Raw genomic sequence first — 15,238 nt, forward strand, 5'->3', positions numbered from 1 at the left:
TGCCCCCACGAATAAAGGAGGATAAATTATGTTAGGTGTAGCTGGGATTGAATTTAAAATGGCAGCAAAGAGAGGCGTCACATGGGGCACTGCGGTAGAGTGCGGGGCGAATGACGGGATATTGATCCTGCCGGGGTCATTAAAAAAATCTTTTGACGATAAGATTGATGATTCTCTGGGGCTTTTTTGGCCTACTGATTCAGATCGCGGCGCGATTAAAACAGAAGGCGACCGGCCCGCGTACTTACGCTATGATTCCCTTGATCTGCTGATCGCTAATTTCATGGGGACTGCGGGCGCGCCGGCTTACACGAGCGGTGTCGCAACCAACGGCACCGGAGCGGGCAGCACGACTACGCTGCTTAAGACTGGGGCCGGCTGGGGGGTGAATGATCATGCCGGTAAATTCTGGCAATGCTCCGCAGACTCCGGGCAGCCGACGAATGTCGGAGCGGTTCGGCGTATCGTGAGCAACACTGCCGATACGCTCACATTTGCTGCAGCTCTGCCTGCAGCCACAAGCGCAACGACACAGGGCAGCATGTCCGCCGGGATCGCAGCTCATAATTACGACCTCGCGGATAACCTTGACGGATTATTTCTATGCCTCGCTATGAATAAAAAAATTAATATTGAGGAAGCCGTGTCCGCGAAGATCATGGGCATGACAATCAAGGGATCAATCGGCAATCCGCTGGAGATAAGTTTTAAAGTGCTCGCATATGACATTATCTGGAATTCAGCGGTGAATACGCTCTCGACATTTGCAAACGTAACATACCGTGAACAGGCAAACCGTATCTTGTACAGCCAGGGAGTTATGCGGCTGAACGCTCAGGGAGGCGGCGCGCTTGCTGATGGAGATAAAGTCTACCCTAACAGCTTTGAGCTGACTGCAACGAGGAAAATGACGGGCGTGTACGGCGCGGGCGGATCATTCGACAAGATCGATGAGCCGACCAATGACGGCGTCCCGGAAGTTAAATTGAAACTGGAATATCCGCGTTATACCGCTGAGACTCCTTTCACTGATTGGGACGCGGGCAACGCCAAGAAAATGGACATGACATTCACCGGCGCATTGATCAGCGGGTCATCATACCGCAAGATGGTGCTGTCATTCCCCAACCTTAAATACTCAAACGTAGAGGCGCCCGAGGATCGGGGCATTATCAAAAACCCAATTGAGTTTAACTGCCTGTCAGCGGCTGCAGCGCCGACAGGCATGACCGGGATAACAAAGCCGTTTAGACTGGCGTTAACAAACACCTTCGGCGGGGACCCGCTGCAGGCTGGAAATTAAATTAATCGTAGGGGCGGGTTCTAAACCCGCCCTTTATAAAAAGGAGACATAAATGGCAGAGACATTAATAGTTGAAGACGATCACGAACGCAGTAAATTTATACAGTACGACGTGGACACGGAGGTCCACATAAAACTAATCACCAAGCGTGAGCTCCGGGAGATCGGCAGAAAGGCCGCTAAACATGCGCGACTGACAGGAGAAGACGAGGCGGATGTATCGGACAGGCTCCTGGGCAGGGCCGTGGTCCTTGGATGGCGCAAAATTGCAGATCATAATCACCCCGGATTAACGGTCGATAAGCAGCCGTTGCCGGTCTGTCAAAAGAACATCGATATGCTCATGACCAAGAGCCTCAAATTTTCGAGGTTTGTAAATCAGACGTGCATTGACGAAGACGAGTTCACCAGGGAGACGGAAATAAAAAACGACTAACAGCTCACATAAAAGGGAAAGCAGATTTCCCGAATGTGAGCTGTGAAAAATGTAAGGAGGCGCTGCTGATAGATGAAGTCGAGCCGCCATGTTTCAAAAGTCAATGCTGGATACCACAACCCGATGAGCGAGGGCAGTTTATATTTGCAATACGGGACAAACTTATCCGACTGCAGGGATTGGTCGATCCCGGCACCATCCTTCGATTGTATAGCGCGGACATCGAGGACATAGAGATGCTGGCTTTTTTAGAGGATGAGATAAAAAAGATGCAGAATGAAAATATCCCCACTCCAGGAGAGAATAATGGCTGAAGTTAAGATCACCATTATTGGTGAAGATAAGGCGACGCCAGCCTTTAACACTATTCAAAATGCCTCTAAAACAGCGTTTGAAAGCGTTTCAAATAGCGCCACGTCCGCTGGGGATAAAATTAACAGGTTTGAAGCTGCCGTCGATAAGGTCAAATCATCTTGGCTATCATACGTCGGCATTGTAACCGCAACAATAGGCCCTATCATTGCCCTCGTAAAACATACCGCAGACACGGGCGAGGAGTTGCTAAAAACCAGCAAACAAATCGGCATATCAGTCGAGCAGTTGTCCGGGCTTAAATTCGCCGCAGAGCAATCGGAGACCGACTTGGCCTCATTAACGATGGGCGTTAAGTTCCTTAATAAAGCCCTCACCGGGATGAACGAGGAAGGCACTGACACATCACAAACCCTTGCCACGCTTGGGATCACGGCAAAAGACCCGTATGAGGCATTGCTTCAGGCGGCGGATGCATTTAAAAACATGGCAGCCGGCGCGGACAAAACAACCTATGCGATGCAGTTATTCGGGCGCGGTGGACTGGAGATGATCCCGATATTAAACGAGGGCTCTGCCGGGATTAAAAGTTTGCATCAAGAGGCCGAACGGCTGGGTATAGTATTTACTACCTCAGCAGCTCAGGCAGCAGACCAGTTTAATGACAATTTAAACGTCCTTAAAAAGAACATTGCAGGGGTTACTGAGCATATCGGCAATTGGTTGATCCCGAAACTGAACGATCTATTCGCCATAATAACAGACGGCGCGCCGAGCCTCGATATGATCGAGAAGAAGATCGGCAACATTCAAACCATCCTTGAAGGCAAAGGCGTAATAGGATCGATCTGGTCAGGGCTGTTCTTATTAGACGCGGAAAAAGCAAAACTTCAGAGCGATCTGGAATCATTACTTGCAATGAAAGACAAGCTTATTAATGACGCAAAAAACACAGAGACAGTCTCCCCCGTGAAAATCGATATAGAACAGTACAAAAAAGACTTCACCGACCTCGTAAAGCTCCACGGCTCAGCCGTCTCTCAAATGATAGAGAAAGACAAGGAGCTGCAGCAGATCGAGAGCGCGATCCGGCAGACGCGGATATCAACCTCTGATATGGTTTTACAGATCGAGCAAAAGCGCATGTCCGCCTCTGAGAAATATTATTCCACAGTCAACGATCTCGAAAAGAAATACAACCAGGCGATGGCGCTCTCCGGGGACGAAAAGATAAAAATGTTAGAGAACGTTCAGCGTGGTTGGGTCGGCATCTCCGATGAAGTGAAGGAAGGGGAAAAAGTTGTCGTGGATGCGACTACAGCCGAGTCAGCAGCTATGGATCGGATCAAGGGGCTCGGAGATGAGATCGCAAAAACGTATAATCAACAGCAAACCGAAGTGCTTGAGGTGCGAAACGCATGGGACGAAGTCCGGCAGCACGCGACATCGACATTGGAGGATATCCGCAGCGCGATACAGACTCTGCCGGTAGACCAGGAATTCAGGCTCGAAGTGGAATCTGCGATGAGCAGTATCCGTGAAGTTGATTCTGCGATGTCTATGGACGCGACAAAGAAACTGAACGTTGACGCTGCGCAGGCATATGCCGCAATCCAAAGCGTCAAAGCCGGGCTCGACTCGGTGCACGATAAAACAGTGACACTGACGGTAAAAACCATGCTCTCCGCGTCTCCTGCCCAGCCGTTCACACAAGGCGTTTCGTATGTGACTGATAAACTTAATTCCCTGCCGAAAGAAACAGATCATACGGTTAAAGTCAACTGGGAGCCCGGCAATAGCATTGGTTTCGGCGTGGGGTATGATGGTAATGTCGAGAATAAAGTGGCAAGATCAGGTAATTCTCTTAGCGCTATGGGAGACAGCGCGATCACTCCTACGTCCGCGGATGCTCTGGCGGATTTTTATCAACCAGTATCCGGCGGCGCCGGCGGTGGAAATTATGACCCGCTTGACCTGGCAAAATGGATTGGATATTTACAAAGCTGGCGCAACTCTGCCTCAGACCTCGGCGCATTTAATGCAAGGTTGAATCCCCTCCTTGATCTACAGCGTCAGGCGTCGCAAGCCGCGATTGATGCGCATAAGATGTCAAAGCTGCAATATCAGCAACTGTGGGATGAGATGCATCCTCGGTTGAAACTTGAGGCAGCTATCGGAGGGAGTAAGGTGCCGATGTATGATTCTGCGAGTGGATTAAGTATTTTTGAGCGATTTAATCTTCAGTCGCCAGAGGGCGTTAAAGCCTTCATGAAAGAAAATAGGTGGGTTAATTCTAATGTATTAGATCAAATAATAACTCAAGCCCGGGGCGGCAGTAACGCACAGGGCACTGGGACCGGTTCAACCGGCGGGACCGGCAACACGTACACGTATAACATAACCAATCACAACACGTTCAACATTAAGACCGAGGGCATGGATGCCAATGACGTGGCGAGAGAGGTCGATAGAATACTCACTGACCAATCGAGATACAGCCGGTCTGAATACTCGCAGGACAATGATATACAAGGCAGGCCAATCGGCCTGCCGACGTAGGAGTTTCGTCCCCTCTATTAAGAGGGGATTAAGGGGTGTGTAGAAAATGAGCCAGGTTAAATGCTGTTTTAAAAATCTATTAGAGACCTCAACCGTCATCCTCTCCGCAGGAGCTGAGGACGCCAATTATCCGCTCTATCGTTCGTACGACAGAGATATTGGTAAAGTCTTTAAGGCCGCTGCGGCAGTCACTATTGAGATCAAGATCGACCAGGGCGCAAGCGGCAACCTCGCCTGCGACCGGCTGCTGATTCCTGCGGGGCATAATCTCAGCGGGATGACGCTCGATATGAAATATTCCGACAATGATTCGTCTTATGCATCCTATGTGTCTCAGTGGGTGCAGGGAGACAATAATCTTATTGATAAGAGCTGGGCATCATCCACTCACCGATACAAAAAATTCATCATCACGTCACCGGCATCGATCCCGCAGCTCACGGAATTATTTCTGACGCAGAGCTATATATGGGAGCGCAATCCATCGAGGCCGACCGGCAATTTTTTAGATAAGCTTAACGTCGAGCGCGATGAATCTGTTGGAGGTCATGCGAGATTTTTCAAACACGGCGACCCGCGCAAGTACAGGAATTACCCGCAAGTAAGAGCAAAGACCGCTCAAAAAGACAATGCAAAATTAATGCATGATGCCTGGGCAGGGTCAATGCCGTTTTATTTATATGATCATGAGGGGATATGGATATTCGGTGAGATCTTAAAGATGGAGATGTCCGAGCAGGCAGCGGACTCGTTCCCATTCAGTTTTGAGTTTCAGGAGGTGCTGCCCGGATGAAAACCTACACCGCAACTCAAAAAAAACTCCTCGACCGCAACCGGCTCAATCATATCTATCTCATCGAGATCACGCTCAAGAACTCCGGCCCGACACTGTATTTTTCCGACCGCAATATCACAGTCGGCGGGCAGATATATGAGAATTATCTCTCCTCCCTGGACGGCCTCGGCGATGAGATCAGGCGGGCAACGTCCGAGTCGCTAAACACAAATATAAAGCTCAACTTTAAAAACGACAGATATAAGGGATATCAGTTTTTAATCCTGATTGACGACACATACCCGTTCACCGGCGCGGAGATGGTCGCTAAGGAAGTGTATCTCGACGACAATAATAATCCCTCAGAGGCGTTTTTGATATTTAAAGGGACCCTTGATGAGCCGAGGGACATTGATGAACAGAAATTTATCTGTGCTATATCCAGCATGGAATACAGAAAGGACCTTAGCAACCGATGAAAAGAATAGTACTCTTTTGCACTTTTGCACTTTTACTCTTCTGTTCTTCAGCCGCCCAGGCCGGAGAGTGGGACAAGAAAGACATTACCCTCGAGGTGACATATCAGGCGATCAACCTGATTGACTACGGGCAGACAACCTTTATCGTAAAAAACTCCGACCGCTACTATGAGAGGAACAGGATGTTAGGCCAGCATCCGTCACAGCAAAACGTTAATGTTTATTTTGTCGTGATGGCGTTAGGCCACTTTCTCATAAGCGATCTGCTGCCGGGTGAATTAAAAGATGATGACATTATCTCATACCGTAATATGTGGCAGGCCGCCAATATTATTTATCGCGCGCCCTTTGTTATATCAAACCACAAGATCGGTATAAAAATAGCTTTTTAAGGAGGCCCTATGCCAGTTACTAATCCATACGACTATACATGCTACGCACTGGATGCCGCGATGATACTCGGCAAACAATCTACGACCAGCATTACAAAATCAGACGCGCTCACAACGACCGGCAGCGAGCTTGTCAGTAACGGAGCATTTACGGCCAATACAACAGGATGGACAGCAGTAGACGCCACACTCGCAAGCGTGGCGGGCGGCCAGTCCGGCAACTGCCTTGAGATCACGCGCACGGGAGGGAGTCTCCAGCAGGCGTATCAGGCTGTGACAACGGTCAAGGGTAAATTCTATCGAGTAGCCTTCTACATTAAAAACGGATCCAGTGGAGCTGAGGCAGCGCGGGCGTACATCGTGACCGGCAACGATACAATAGAGTGCAAACAGACGTCCTCCGCATCCTGGACAAAATACACTTTTGAATTTATTGCGCAGGGGACATCTGCGATGTTGTATCTCGAGAAGAGCACAGCTACGGCCGGGACAATGTTATTTGATGAGGTGTCAGTACTTGAGCTGAATCCTATTGAGGTCTGGCGCAGCAGGATCAATCCGGGGTTTGTCGAAGAGATCACGTTTATGGAGGCCAACTTGGCGTTCAACCGGCAGTTCGATGGTGCACTAAAATATGGGAATAAAATCGAAAACGAAGCCTCCGTTGGAACTATAGCATGGGCGAGCATACCATATGCTGCTACTCCTGATGGAAATTACGCATTTGTGACGTTAGATGCAGGGCAGATTTCCAATTATTTAAAAACTACTGATTTCAAATTTAATATCCCCACTACAGCAACAATAAAAGGTGTGTTGGTTAAAGTAAAAGCTTATGCTGAAGCGACTGTCGCAGCACAGGCGCTGAAGAATGTGAAACTTGTAAAGGCAGGAGCGATCTCTGGTAATAATAATGGTAATGGGGGATCGATACAAACAACCCCAATTGAACATTCTTTTGGGTCATCAATTGACTTATGGGGATTATCATTAACTCCCGCTGATGTTAATGCAAGTAGTTTCGGGTGTGTTGTAGGGGTAGAAAGCGCTGCGGGAGCCAATGATACAGAGACATACATTGAGAGTATTGCGATAACTATTTATTACAACACTATCGAGGGAAATTGCGCGTCAAAGATACAGATCAGATCAAAAGGACAATCATCCTGGCTCGATCTGCCAAACACCTCAAAGAATGAAACATGGGTAACGGGGGCAATAGAAACATTATCAAAACTCCTGCTCGAAACCGCAGACCTTACCCCCTCAGACGACGTCCCATTTGAGCTGCGATTATTGATCGCGAAGCCGGACGACAGTATAGTGACAATAGATATCGATAACCAGGACAATTTCTTCCGGCTGATAGGTATCTAATATGTCATTATTGACGCTTACTGAAACCGATTTCCCTTACATCGATCCCGCCGACGTTGGTAATATCGCAAACGTCGGGTACGGCACGGTCGAGAAGGTCCCCTGCCGCTGCATTAAAGCTGGGGCAGTTACAACGTTGACGGCGGATATTACTGCCACTCAAACGTCCTTTAATGTCAAGGACGCCTCTAAATTCCCTGCTGTGCCATTTATTATTCAGAACGGCGACGAGCGTATAAATGTTACCGCTAAATCCAACAGCTCATTCACAGTCGTCACGCGCGCGTATGACGGCACGACTGCCGCAGCGCACAAAAAGGACGAGATTGTTTTTGAGGCTGCTACTGAATACGTCTATCTCGTGTCATCCGGCAAATTGAAACAGATCAAGTCTGTCGAGGTCGATGATGTGATCCTGCAATCAACCGAGTATGTTGCCTACAGCGGACAGGCGGGAGATGCTCACGCGGACTACCCAGGTAAGGCAGTGATCGCATTGACCGCTGAGACCTATATCGGCAAACAAAAAGGCAATGTGAGTTATCAATCATACACCCCGGCGCCCAGCCGTTATTCAGATGTTGATATGATAAATGCAGTTATCAATATAGATATGCTGGGTAAGCAGTCCGTCTGGCTGTCATATGCCGCAGAAAAGGGGAAGATAAAAACTCAGAGATTTACAGCCTCAGTCTCAAACACAGGTGCGGCCTGGGGAAAAATTATCGCGTCAGTAACCAATCTAAAAACCGGCGCTGCGATGGCGGTCAAGGAATATATTATAGACGTAAGCGGCAGCGCGTCAGTGGAGATCGAGATCACGTCGGATGTCTGGGCGGTATCATTCTATATTGTGCCGAGTGTCGGCAGCTTTTCTGTATCGGGGATGCAGCGCACAGTAGAGAGATCGCCCATCGAGAACACCAACAGCAGGCAGAATGTATCATCCTCAGCAAGGATCGTGATCGGAGACCGGGTCACGGTCGACGCGGATTGGGTAATTGATGAGACAGGGGACTACGGCGGGATTGGGAATCTAATAGAGCGGCCAGACTGGGTCATAAAACATTTCATTAGCAATCATATGGATTTTATGCTTACGGATATTGACTCATCATCATTTACCGCCGCAGGCGTATTGTACGCAGCAGCGATCACGGGCGGGTACAAATTTAGCTTTGTTATAAACGATAAGATCGAGTACAATAAATTCGCCAAAAACCTTGCATTTCAATGTCGGTCGACCCTGCAATTCCGGCGCGACAAATGGTATCTCGATTACCTCCCGGACGTTGCGCCTACGCCTGTAAGAACCATCTCAAAGTCAAGCCTCGCGGGCAAGTATTCTAAATTCACATTCAACAAAATGCGCCTCGTGGATATAGCGAATGATCTGACTGCGAAATTCAAGCGGGATTATTCCAGCAGCGGCAACCTCGGCACCTTAAACAAGTCTGACGCCGCGTCAAAAACCAAATACGGCACATATAAAAAAGACGTGTACTTTAATGCGATCCGGATTCAGGCGATGGCGGATGACGTGATGGACTTCATATTATTGCAACGGAAAGCCCAGCTTCTGAATATAAACTTTAAAGTCTTCTGGGAGAATTTCAGCCTCGACGCAGGCGATACCTTCGATATAAACAGCCCGCTCTATAACGGCAAAAAGTTTTATATCGAAAACATCAGGCGCGTTGACAAAAAGAAAGTAAACATCATCGGCCTCGAATGGCCGGGTTAAAAATAAATAAGCAGGCGGGAGGTAGCAACCCCTCCTCACTTACCTGTGTTCACAGATAACCCTTAAGGGCTGCTCCTGTAGCGATTGAATTACTTATCGGAGATAACCCTCAAAACTTTAGGAGGGTCGCAGCAGGATAGTTAATCCTACATTCTCAATATCCACGCTCAGGCACTCAAATTTCAACCTGCTCAGGATCGATAAAGACCTCCATACCACGGCTGCGAGGATTATTACGGCAAGGGGATATTTGGGAGGGCAGATTTCGACCGGCTTAATAGCCTGTTAAAAGGCATTAAAGGTAAGTTTATAATGAGCCTAAACGACACCAAGGAGATAAGGCAGACGGTTCGGGGAGTTCGACATTGAGACTGTAAAGACGACATACAGTGCTGGCGGCGCAAATAAGAAAAAGGCGGTTAAAGAGCTATTAAATCACCAATTTCTGAAAAACAAATTCTCAATCTGAGCGTAAAACTTTCTCAATCTGAGCGTTTGGTTATAGTTACAGCCAATAAAGCATCCACGGGTCATTATTTTGACATGATTTTTGCTCTTTAAATTTAAATTTATCAAGACATTACAACAGGCATGAATTTTGTATATTATTGCCTGAAAAAGAAAATAATAATCAGGATTTATAAAAAGCTTAATACGGAGGGATTACGAGATGGCAGAAGAAAAAGACGACATTCAGGTTGACACGCCTGAGGAGAAGGTGACAAGAAAAAAGGGCGGCAACAAAAAACTGCTTATAATTATTGTTGCCGCTTCCATCGTGCTTGGGGCCGGCGGTTTTGCCGGGTACAAGCTGCTTGCAAGCAAGGGCGGCGGCGATCATGCCGCAGAAAAAAAGGATGAGACACACGCCAAGACAGCCATTGTGGCGCTTGACCCTTTTGTCCTTAACCTTGCTGACCACGGCAGGTATCTCAAGGTGACCGTTCAGCTCGAGCTGTCGGACAAGGCCCTCGAAGAAACTGTAAAAGACCGCACTCCGCAGTTAAGGGACACGATAATAACCCTGGTAAGCAGCAAATCCCTGAGTTCAATAGCAAGCCCCGAAGGGAAATTTCAACTAAAAGACGAGATCCTTTTCAGGGCCAATCAGGTAATGGGCGCGGAAAAGGAAATTTTTAAAAACCTTTATTTTACTGAATTTGTAATGCAATGACAGACAAGATACTTTCACAGGATGAAGTCGATGCGCTGTTAAAAGGAGTCGCGTCAGGCGAAATAGACACTGATGAAGCCCGGGACAAGATCATAGGAGGCGTCAGGCCCTATGACTTTACAAGCCAGGAGCGTATCATCAGGGGCCGGATGCCGGGGCTTGAGGTAGCAAATGAGGGATTTGCCAGATTGTTCAGGAGCTCCGTGTCTTCCCTCTTGATGAAATTTATAGACATCAGCATCCAGAACGTTGAGATAATAAAATTCGGCGACTTCATAAAGACCATACCGGTCCCTTCCAGTATAAATATTTTCAAAATGGACCCGCTGAAGGGGTACTCATTGCTTGTATTGGAGGCGCCTCTTGTTTTCGCGTTCATCGAATTTTTCTTCGGGGGCGCCAATGCAAAGCACATTAAGTCGGAAGGCAGGGCCTTTACCCCGATTGAACAGAGGGTAATACAAAAGGTCGTAAAGCTGGCATTGAAAGATTTGGGCTCCGCGTGGAACGTTATAGCGCCTTTACAGCCTGAGTACGTCAGCTCCGAGATAAACCCGCAGTTTGTCACAATTGTTACACCCGCTGAGATCGTTATCGAGGTTGAGGTATTGATAGAGATAGAAGATTTCGCGGGGAAGATGTTCTTCTGTTTTCCTTATTCATTGGTGGAGCCGGTCAAAGAAAAACTTTATTCGGGCATACACGGGAACAAGTTTGAGACAGACCACAGATGGGCGCAGGTAATGAAAGAAGCCTTGATGGATACTTTTGTAAATATAACTGCGGAGGTAGGGACTATAAACACCACCTTCGGAGCTGTAATGGATTTTGAGGTCGGGACCGTTCTGAATGTCGGCAAATCAATAACCGAAGAGCTCCTCGTGAAGGTCGAGGGTTCGCCGAAATTCAAAGGGGTGCCGGGGGCAAGCAGGGGAAACCAGGCGATCAAATTAACGGGAATCATTAAGTGAAAAACGTTATCGTGTTGTGCGTTTATCGCGTTAAAGAATTGAACGCGATAACGCTAAAGGAGGTTTAAATGGAACAAGAAGTCCAGAATCATGAATTCAGCGATCTGAAGGAAGAGAAGAGACAATCGTCGGAGCGGGACATAGAGTTCCTGCTTGATATCCCGGTTGAGCTTACAGTGCAATTAGGGAAGACAAAGATGCTGATAAAAGACCTGCTGCAGCTTGGACAGGGATCGGTAGTTGAGCTGGAAAAACTCGCTGGAGAGCCGATGGAGATAATGGCAAACAGCAGGCTTATAGCAAAAGGAGAGGTTGTTGTTGTAAATGAAAAGTTCGGCGTCAGGCTTACTGACATAATAAGCCCGTCGGAAAGGTTGAGCCAGCTGAAATGACCGGAACTTATTTTCAGATGGTCGCGGCGCTTCTCTTTGTAATACTTCTCATAGCCGGCGCCGGATTTTTACTGAAGAAAAAACAGAACAAGTTCGGCCTTATGAGCGTTGTCGGCTACCAGCCGTTCGGCCCCAAAAAAGGCGTTGCGGCATTGAAAGTTGGGAAGGAAGTTTTGATACTTGGCGTGACATCAAGCGAGATGAGCCTGCTGAAAGTATTCAGGGAAGACGAACTTGATTTAACACAGAACGAGGGCTTTCACAGCAAGCTGGAAAAATTTAAATCGAGAGTAAGGACAGAGGAGAAATGAAGAAGACAAAAGACAGAAGACAGAAGACAGGTTTGGCAAGGGCCGTCACAACCGCCGCTTTCCTGTTGTTCAGCATCTTCGTTAACACATCTACGGCACATGCATTTGACTTCAAGGACGTTGACAATCCGCTGATCCAGGTGTTCCTTCTTATCAGTTTTCTCTCGTTCCTGCCCGCGATACTGATCATGTTCACATCGTTCACACGCATAGTAGTCGTGCTGTCTTTTTTGCGCCACGCGTTCGGCGGGCAGACCATTCCGCCAAACCCCGTCATTATCGGGCTTTCGCTGTTCCTGACATTTTATATCATGTCGCCGACGATCAACGTAGTAACTGAAAAGGCGCTCACTCCATACATAGATGAAGAAATAGATTTCAGCGAGGCCATTGAACAGGCCACGCCTCCTATAAAAGAATTCATGCTTAAACAGACAAGACAAAAAGATATAGCATTATTTGTGAACCTTTCAAAAAACCCGCCGCCAAAGACAACCGAAGACCTGTCGATGAGCATTCTCGTGCCGGCCTTTGCGATAAGCGAGCTGAAGACTTCTTTTGAAATAGGCTTTCTGCTTTTCCTGCCGTTTCTGATAATCGACATGGTCATTGCGAGCATCCTTTTGAGCATGGGCATGATGATGCTGCCGCCGGTAATGATATCGCTTCCCTTTAAGCTGCTTTTGTTTGTCCTTGTTGACGGTTGGAACCTGATAGTAGGTTCAATGATAAGGAGTTTTTCATGAGCCCTGAATTTGTAAGAGGAATCTCTGAAGAGACGTTTAAAACAATGCTGCTTGTTGCCGGCCCCCCGCTGCTCGTGGGTCTGGTTGTTGGCGTGCTTGTCGGATTCTTCCAGGCAATAACGCAGATACAGGAATTCACCCTGACATTTGTACCAAAAATGTTGGCGGTGTTCATATGCCTCTTTCTCCTGATGCCGTGGATGTCTGGCAAGATGATAGCCTTTACTACTAATTTGATACAACAGATACCGGTGTATATAAAATGAAAGTGCAAAAGAGCAAAAATGCAGAAGTAAGAAAGTAAAAAATGAAAACTGCGACATTGATAAACAGCTTTAATAATACCAACCTGCAATTCCTCTCAGGCTATATGACCAACTTTCTATTTATTTTCATCAGGAGCAGCATTTTTGTAAGCTTCCTGCCGATCATCGGAGGCAAGGAATTGCCGGGGCAGTTCAGGATTGGGCTGGCATTTTTCATCGCGATACTCCTGGCGCCTGCCGTGAAGTTCGAGATCAGGGAAGATTCCATTCCCCTGATCATTGTCAAAGAGGTGCTTATCGCGCTTGCCCTCGGACTGACTGTCAGGTTTGTTTTTATGGCGATAAATCTTGCCGGACAGATCATCAGCCAGACAATGGGCCTGAGCGTTGCCGGCATTTTCAACCCTGAGATCGGACAGGACACTCTCATAGGCGAGATCTTCGGAATTATGGCGATGCTGTATTTTCTTGTCACGGACGCGCATCACGAAATCATATATATTTTTGTAAAAAGCTTCGAACTGCTGCCTGCGGGACAGATGAACCTTGCGGCTGTAATTCCCCAGGTGCTTGCCATGGGGACCAAGATGTTTGTACTCGCGCTGAAACTCGGGGCGCCTGTTATCGTGGGCCTGACGATATCAAATCTGCTGACGGGATTTTTGTCCAAGGTTGCGCCTCAGATGAATATATTTTTTATCGCGTTGCCGTTAAATATTTTCCTGGGGCTGCTTTTAATAATGTTAGGCATCCCTGTTTTTGAATATGTCCTGAATATAAATTTCGGTGACTTAAAGAACGAGATGATGCGTATTGTACTGTTGGCGAGAGGATGAAAAATTGTTTAAAAAAATTTCCACAGATTTCGCAGATTTCACCGATCAGGTAAAAGCTCTTTTAAGAATCTGCGTCAATCTGTGTAATCTGCGGATCAGGAATTAAGAATTAATTATGGCGGAAGAATTTCAGGAGAAAACGGAACAGGCAACGCCCCGAAAACAACAGAGGGCGAGGGAAAAGGGCCAGATCGCAAAGAGCCGCGACCTCATCTCAGTTGCGTCAACGGGGGGAATATTGATGGTGTTTTATTTCGGCGGTGAATATTTCTTCAAAAGCTTGTCCGGCATGACGGGAAGTTTTCTCGGGATGCAGTACGGAAGAGACCCTATGGAGGTTTGCAGGATCGCAATCGTATATTTCGTCAAAGCGGTCATGCCGTTTTTGCTGGCCTCCGCGGTCTTAGGTACGCTGACAAGCGTTGCCCAGGGCGGTTTTATAATAAAACCGTTCACTCTTGAATTTGAGAAAGCCAGTCCGCTTTCAGGGATAAAAAGGCTTTTTTCAATGCAGGGTATCACCGAGTTATTGAAGAGCCTTTTGAAGTTTGGCGTAGGCGCATGGGTCGTATATTACATCTTAAAAAAAGACTTGAAGGTCCTTCCTGCTCTTGCGGCGATGGAGCTGGGGCCCCTGGTAAAGACATCCGGCAGGATGATCATGCAGGCCGCTGGGATAGCGTTCCTTTATTATTCCGTAGTGGCTTTTGTCGGATATATATTCGACAAATGGCAGCATGAGCGTTCCTTGAGAATGACGAAAGAGGAAGTCAAAGAAGAGATGAAAGAGTCGGAAGGCGACCCGAAGATAAAGGCGAGGATAAGGAGCATTCAGAGGGACATGGCGAGAAAGCGCATGATGCAGGAAGTGCCGAAGGCGACCGTTGTAATTACAAACCCGACCCACCTTGCTGTTGCGCTCATGTATGAAGAGGGAAAGATGGCCGCTCCGAAGATAATTGCTAAAGGCGCCGGCGTTGTCGCCCAGAAGATCAAAGAGATCGCAGCCGAACACAGCGTGCCGATCGTTGAGGACAAGCCTCTTGCGCGGGCGCTTTTTAAACTTGACCTGGAAACTTTTGTACCTGAAGAACTCTATGTGGCGGTAGCGAAGATACTCGCGTACATTTACAAGCTCAAGGGGAGGATATAAGTGATACGACTA

At 47.6% G+C, this 15,238-nt stretch carries 18 protein-coding genes; all 18 read left to right on the forward strand.

What is annotated here, in order from left to right:
• Positions 1-414: 414 nt before the first annotated feature.
• The 18 genes from HZB61_10355 (at position 415) to flhB (ending at position 15,226) form a co-directional block, all read left to right on the forward strand.
• The gene (locus HZB61_10355; protein ID MBI5057003.1) at positions 415-567 is read left to right on the forward strand and encodes a hypothetical protein; all 153 of its coding nucleotides are present in this window, start codon (positions 415-417) and stop codon (positions 565-567) included.
• On the forward strand, positions 542-1,303 hold the full coding sequence (locus HZB61_10360) for a hypothetical protein (GenBank protein MBI5057004.1): 762 nt from the start codon (positions 542-544) through the stop codon (positions 1,301-1,303). Before HZB61_10355 ends, HZB61_10360 begins: the two co-directional genes overlap by 26 nt.
• Positions 1,304-1,355: 52 nt before the next feature.
• Positions 1,356-1,739, forward strand: a complete 384-nt coding sequence (locus HZB61_10365) for a hypothetical protein (GenBank protein MBI5057005.1) — start codon at positions 1,356-1,358, stop codon at positions 1,737-1,739.
• Positions 1,740-1,774: 35 nt separating this feature from the next.
• On the forward strand, positions 1,775-2,053 hold the full coding sequence (locus tag HZB61_10370) for a hypothetical protein (protein ID MBI5057006.1): 279 nt from the start codon (positions 1,775-1,777) through the stop codon (positions 2,051-2,053).
• Entirely contained in the window at positions 2,046-4,610 is a 2,565-nt protein-coding gene (locus HZB61_10375; GenBank protein ID MBI5057007.1) for a hypothetical protein, read from the forward strand. Before HZB61_10370 ends, HZB61_10375 begins: the two co-directional genes overlap by 8 nt.
• A gap of 46 nt (positions 4,611-4,656) precedes the next feature.
• Positions 4,657-5,403, forward strand: a complete 747-nt coding sequence (locus HZB61_10380; protein MBI5057008.1) for a hypothetical protein — start codon at positions 4,657-4,659, stop codon at positions 5,401-5,403.
• On the forward strand, positions 5,400-5,864 hold the full coding sequence (locus tag HZB61_10385; GenBank protein ID MBI5057009.1) for a hypothetical protein: 465 nt from the start codon (positions 5,400-5,402) through the stop codon (positions 5,862-5,864). The genes HZB61_10380 and HZB61_10385 overlap by 4 nt, the downstream gene beginning before the upstream one ends.
• Positions 5,861-6,256 carry a hypothetical protein gene (locus tag HZB61_10390; protein ID MBI5057010.1) on the forward strand — a complete coding sequence of 132 codons (396 nt, stop codon included), beginning with the start codon at positions 5,861-5,863 and terminating at the stop codon, positions 6,254-6,256. Before HZB61_10385 ends, HZB61_10390 begins: the two co-directional genes overlap by 4 nt.
• Before the next feature lie 9 nt (positions 6,257-6,265).
• On the forward strand, positions 6,266-7,633 hold the full coding sequence (locus tag HZB61_10395) for a hypothetical protein (GenBank protein MBI5057011.1): 1,368 nt from the start codon (positions 6,266-6,268) through the stop codon (positions 7,631-7,633).
• 1 nt (position 7,634) lies between these two features.
• Positions 7,635-9,377, forward strand: coding sequence for a hypothetical protein (locus HZB61_10400; GenBank protein MBI5057012.1), 1,743 nt, complete (start codon positions 7,635-7,637; stop codon positions 9,375-9,377).
• Between the two features lie 670 nt (positions 9,378-10,047).
• Positions 10,048-10,551 (forward strand): flagellar basal body-associated FliL family protein, encoded by a 504-nt coding sequence (locus HZB61_10405; GenBank protein MBI5057013.1) that lies wholly within the window; start codon positions 10,048-10,050, stop codon positions 10,549-10,551.
• Positions 10,548-11,522, forward strand: coding sequence for a flagellar motor switch protein FliM (gene fliM / locus HZB61_10410; GenBank protein MBI5057014.1), 975 nt, complete (start codon positions 10,548-10,550; stop codon positions 11,520-11,522). Before HZB61_10405 ends, fliM begins: the two co-directional genes overlap by 4 nt.
• Positions 11,523-11,590: 68 nt before the next feature.
• Positions 11,591-11,914, forward strand: coding sequence for a flagellar motor switch protein FliN (fliN, locus tag HZB61_10415; GenBank protein ID MBI5057015.1), 324 nt, complete (start codon positions 11,591-11,593; stop codon positions 11,912-11,914).
• A complete protein-coding gene (locus tag HZB61_10420) occupies positions 11,911-12,225 on the forward strand; it encodes a FliO/MopB family protein (protein MBI5057016.1) in 315 nt (104 codons plus the stop codon). The genes fliN and HZB61_10420 overlap by 4 nt, the downstream gene beginning before the upstream one ends.
• A complete protein-coding gene (gene fliP / locus HZB61_10425; protein MBI5057017.1) occupies positions 12,222-12,971 on the forward strand; it encodes a flagellar type III secretion system pore protein FliP in 750 nt (249 codons plus the stop codon). Before HZB61_10420 ends, fliP begins: the two co-directional genes overlap by 4 nt.
• On the forward strand, positions 12,968-13,237 hold the full coding sequence (fliQ, locus tag HZB61_10430; GenBank protein MBI5057018.1) for a flagellar biosynthesis protein FliQ: 270 nt from the start codon (positions 12,968-12,970) through the stop codon (positions 13,235-13,237). Before fliP ends, fliQ begins: the two co-directional genes overlap by 4 nt.
• Positions 13,238-13,278: 41 nt before the next feature.
• Complete coding sequence (gene fliR / locus HZB61_10435) at positions 13,279-14,073, forward strand: flagellar biosynthetic protein FliR (GenBank protein MBI5057019.1); 795 nt, start codon at positions 13,279-13,281, stop codon at positions 14,071-14,073.
• 115 nt (positions 14,074-14,188) lie between these two features.
• Complete coding sequence (gene flhB / locus HZB61_10440; protein ID MBI5057020.1) at positions 14,189-15,226, forward strand: flagellar biosynthesis protein FlhB; 1,038 nt, start codon at positions 14,189-14,191, stop codon at positions 15,224-15,226.
• The last annotated feature ends 12 nt before the right edge of the window (positions 15,227-15,238 follow it).

Source organism: Nitrospirota bacterium (assembly GCA_016214845.1).
GTDB lineage: Bacteria > Nitrospirota > Thermodesulfovibrionia > UBA6902 > UBA6902 > SURF-23.

Coding starts and splice junctions, on each gene's coding strand:
- HZB61_10385 (MBI5057009.1), top strand. CDS start 5,400: ATGAAAACCTACACCGCAACTCAAAAAAAACTCCTCGACCGCAACCGG.
- fliM (MBI5057014.1), top strand. CDS start 10,548: ATGACAGACAAGATACTTTCACAGGATGAAGTCGATGCGCTGTTAAAA.
- HZB61_10380 (MBI5057008.1), top strand. CDS start 4,657: ATGAGCCAGGTTAAATGCTGTTTTAAAAATCTATTAGAGACCTCAACC.
- fliR (MBI5057019.1), top strand. CDS start 13,279: ATGAAAACTGCGACATTGATAAACAGCTTTAATAATACCAACCTGCAA.
- flhB (MBI5057020.1), top strand. CDS start 14,189: ATGGCGGAAGAATTTCAGGAGAAAACGGAACAGGCAACGCCCCGAAAA.
- HZB61_10355 (MBI5057003.1), top strand. CDS start 415: ATGCTCCGCAGACTCCGGGCAGCCGACGAATGTCGGAGCGGTTCGGCG.
- HZB61_10400 (MBI5057012.1), top strand. CDS start 7,635: ATGTCATTATTGACGCTTACTGAAACCGATTTCCCTTACATCGATCCC.
- HZB61_10365 (MBI5057005.1), top strand. CDS start 1,356: ATGGCAGAGACATTAATAGTTGAAGACGATCACGAACGCAGTAAATTT.
- HZB61_10405 (MBI5057013.1), top strand. CDS start 10,048: ATGGCAGAAGAAAAAGACGACATTCAGGTTGACACGCCTGAGGAGAAG.
- HZB61_10395 (MBI5057011.1), top strand. CDS start 6,266: ATGCCAGTTACTAATCCATACGACTATACATGCTACGCACTGGATGCC.
- HZB61_10360 (MBI5057004.1), top strand. CDS start 542: ATGTCCGCCGGGATCGCAGCTCATAATTACGACCTCGCGGATAACCTT.
- HZB61_10390 (MBI5057010.1), top strand. CDS start 5,861: ATGAAAAGAATAGTACTCTTTTGCACTTTTGCACTTTTACTCTTCTGT.
- fliQ (MBI5057018.1), top strand. CDS start 12,968: ATGAGCCCTGAATTTGTAAGAGGAATCTCTGAAGAGACGTTTAAAACA.
- fliP (MBI5057017.1), top strand. CDS start 12,222: ATGAAGAAGACAAAAGACAGAAGACAGAAGACAGGTTTGGCAAGGGCC.
- fliN (MBI5057015.1), top strand. CDS start 11,591: ATGGAACAAGAAGTCCAGAATCATGAATTCAGCGATCTGAAGGAAGAG.
- HZB61_10375 (MBI5057007.1), top strand. CDS start 2,046: ATGGCTGAAGTTAAGATCACCATTATTGGTGAAGATAAGGCGACGCCA.
- HZB61_10420 (MBI5057016.1), top strand. CDS start 11,911: ATGACCGGAACTTATTTTCAGATGGTCGCGGCGCTTCTCTTTGTAATA.